Source organism: Hydrocoleum sp. CS-953, from assembly GCF_002260545.1.
Taxonomy (GTDB): Bacteria; Cyanobacteriota; Cyanobacteriia; order Cyanobacteriales; family Microcoleaceae; genus Trichodesmium.
Genome location: NZ_LGSU01000567.1, coordinates 1 through 3,668 on the forward strand (window position 1 = coordinate 1; position 3,668 = coordinate 3,668).

The 3,668-nt window shown below is 34.6% G+C and carries 2 protein-coding genes; both read left to right on the forward strand.

What is annotated here, in order from left to right; all coding sequences use genetic code 11:
• The first annotated feature begins 821 nt into the window (after positions 1-821).
• Positions 822-3,353, forward strand: a complete 2,532-nt coding sequence (locus AFK68_RS06125) for a mannose-1-phosphate guanyltransferase (RefSeq protein ID WP_094672011.1) — start codon at positions 822-824, stop codon at positions 3,351-3,353.
• 139 nt (positions 3,354-3,492) lie between these two features.
• Complete coding sequence (locus AFK68_RS36335; RefSeq protein ID WP_168186337.1) at positions 3,493-3,648, forward strand: hypothetical protein; 156 nt, start codon at positions 3,493-3,495, stop codon at positions 3,646-3,648.
• Positions 3,649-3,668 lie beyond the last annotated feature (20 nt).

The following is a 3,668-nucleotide window of genomic DNA, read 5'->3' on the forward strand; positions in this document are numbered from 1 at the left end:
ACTGAATACTTCAGTTATTAAGTAAATAAGTAAGAGCAATGTTTTTAACCACTATAGGCATTAAACGAAGATATATTAATTCCTAATAAACCTACTCCCTCTGACCTACTATAAATAAAATGTATTAAGCAAAAAACACTGCGGAACAATTAATAATTAATAATTACCCCTTCTGGAAACAGATAGGATTGGCGCTCAAGGAAATTTTTTTGATTTATCCCATATCGGGGGTGGCTTTAAACCTTAATTGTTGAATGAATAATTAATTATTGACTATTAATTATTAACTATTAACTATTAATTATTAATTATTCGCTAAATATATCAATCCGCCCATAGGTTGCGGGTAATTAAAAAGTACATAAAAAAGTGGAAACTCCTACTTGTTGCTTGTTTGCTTCTGAAGCTGTTCCCTGAAAAGCAGTAATATTTTTGCCACGAATATGCGGAGGATTGCTATATTTATCAATTTGGTATAATTAATTGTATGTAGCTGCTGAGATTTTTAAAATTCTACCATTAACCATTAAGGGCGAATTTTGATAAATTTTGGTAAAATTTCTGCCAAAGTAAATTCCAAAAATATTGTTGGGAAAACTCTTGGATAAAAAGCAAATAATTTTGCTTGAGAAATAAGGTCTCAAGTCTTCCCTTGGCTTGGCAGTGAGCTGTCCGTGTACAGATAAAAAAAGAAAATTTTGGATTCTCTGGCTTTCAGCTAAAACTGGAGGTACTAATAATTAATAACTAATAACTAATAACTGAAATTAGTCTGAATGAATTTATATAGGTATAGAAAAAATTTAACAAAGGAGTAAATTATGCGTGCGGTGTTAATGGCTGGAGGTTCAGGAACGCGACTCAGACCACTGACCTGCGATATTCCTAAACCAATGGTCCCAATTTTAAATCGTCCTATAGCTGAACATATTATTAATCTGTTAAAAAGACATCAAATTAGGGAGATTATTGCGACTTTACATTATCTGCCTGATGTTATGCGTGAATATTTTCAAGATGGCAGTAAATTTGGTGTTCAGATGACTTATGCTGTCGAAGAAGAACAACCTCTAGGAACTGCTGGTTGTGTGAAAAATATAGCACAACTTTTAGATGAAACCTTCTTAGTAATTAGTGGAGATACAATTACAGATTTTGATTTAAGTGCAGCTATAGAATTTCATAAAAAACATAGGTCAAAAGCTACGTTAGTATTAACACGAGTTAACAACCCAATTGAATTTGGAGTAGTAATTACAGATAAAGAACAAAGAATCAAAAGGTTTCTTGAAAAACCTTCTACAAGTGAAATATTTTCTGATACTGTCAATACAGGAACTTATATTTTAGAACCAGAAGTTTTAGATTATTTACCAAGTAATCAAGAATGTGATTTCTCTAAAGAATTATTTCCTGTATTGTTAGATAAAAATGAGCCAATGTATGGCTATGTTGCTGAGGGTTATTGGTGCGATGTTGGACATTTAGATGCTTATAGAGAAGCCCAATATGATGCACTTCAACACAAAGTAAAACTTGATTTAGCTTATCAAGAGCGATCGCCTAATCTCTGGATAGGAGAAAATACTTTTATTGACCCGACAGCTAAAATTGAGACACCAGTTTTAATTGGAGATAACTGTAGAATTAGTCCAAGAGTTCGGATTGAAGCAGGTAGTGTTATTGGAGATAATGTAACAATTGCTCCCGATGCTGATGTGAAGCGCCCCATTGTTTGGAATGGGGCACTGGTGGGAGAGGATACAAATTTACGAGCTTGTGTCATTTGTCGAGGGACTAGGATAGATCGTCGTGCTCAAGTATTGGAAGGTGCTGTAGTTGGTTCTTTGTCTAGTGTGGGAGAAGAAGCTCAGATTAGTCCTAGTGTCAGAGTATGGCCCAGTAAAAAAGTTGAATCTGGGGCGACTCTGAATATTAACTTGATTTGGGGTACAACTGCCAAGAGAAATTTGTTTGGACAACGTGGGGTACAGGGATTAGCAAATATTGATATTACTCCAGAATTTGCAGTTAAGTTAGGAGCTGCTTATGGTTCTATCTTAAAATCAGGTTCTACAGTATCAGTTTCTCGCGACCAACGTAATATATCTCGGATGGTTTCTCGGTCTTTAATTGCTGGTTTAATGTCAGTAGGAATTGATGTAATAAATTTAGAATCTGCTGCTATTCCTATTGCCAGAACAATTTTACCTACTATGAATTTAGCGGGTGGGGTTCATGTGCGTCTTTCTCCTAGTCGTTCTGACCAAATATTAATTGAAATCTTTGATTCTCAAGGAATTAATATTTCTAAAGCAAAAGAAAAAAAGATAGAAGGAGCATATTTTAAAGAAGATTTACGCCGAGTACAAATATCAGAAATTGGGAATATGGTTTATCGCCATGAAGTATTAGATGCTTATAGTAAAGGGTTTGAAAATCTTCTCAATTCTGAGGCAATTCGCTATAGCAAATCTAAGGTGGTAATTGACTATTGTTATGGTGTTTCGGGAGCTGTATTACCACAATTATTAACTAAATTTGGTTGTGATGCGGTAGTTCTAAATGCTAGTTTAAAAGAGACTTCCTTAGAGATAGAAGAAAGAGAAAGTTTACTAGATCAATTAGGTCGAGTAGTAGAAGCTTTGCAAGCTAATGTTGGAGTTCAGGTAACAGCAAATGGAGAACAATTAATATTAGTAGATGAAGCAGGTTCTGCTATTCGTGGTGAAATGTTAACTGCACTAATGGTAAATCTAATGTTAACAGCTCATCCACGGAGTACAGTGGTAGTGCCAATCAATTCTTCTGCAGCAGTAGAACAAATTGCTCGTCGCCATGATAGCCATGTGATTCGGACAAAAGCTAATCCTACAGCATTAATGGAAGCTTGCCAAATTAATCATAATGTGGTAATAGGAGGAAGTGGTGATATGGGATTTATTTTCCCGAAATTACATCCTGGCTTTGATGCTATGTTTTGCATCGCTAAAGTAATAGAAATGCTGACTATTCAAGAGCGATCGCTAGGACAAATAACTGCGGATATTCCTGCTGTTACTCATCGTTTTTATACAGTACGTTGTCCTTGGAAAGTAAAGGGAGCATTAATGCGGTATTTTGTAGAAACTAATCCACCAGAAAAATTAGAATTAACTGATGGGGTAAAGATTATTAATCATCAAGATGATAATTGGGTATTAATTTTACCTGATGCTGGAGAACCATTAGTGCATATTTATGCAGATAGTAGTGATAGAGATTGGGTTGATAAAACCTTAAGAGATTATCGCAATATAATCCATGATTTTGTCAACATATTTATGACAGGAAATCAGTTAGATGATTTGTAATAATTCAGCAATTAGCTATTAATTCTCTTTAAGGCAGGAATTAGTGTTGATATATTTAAGGAGAATTCTAAAGTATTGGAAAAAATTTTACCTTGATCTAGAGACTGTATATTTTCGGAATGGTTTTTATCAGTCAATAGTGGGAGACATAGCACCTGCGCTCAATTATCCTCAGAATATTCAGGCGTTTGACTCATCAGATATTCAACAAGCAGCATTGAAATATTTATCTGTTGATGCTTATGGGGTAGTAGTGTTTCGACCTAAGTCTGTTTCATTAATGGATAATGGATAATTACCTGGTGGTTAAAACCG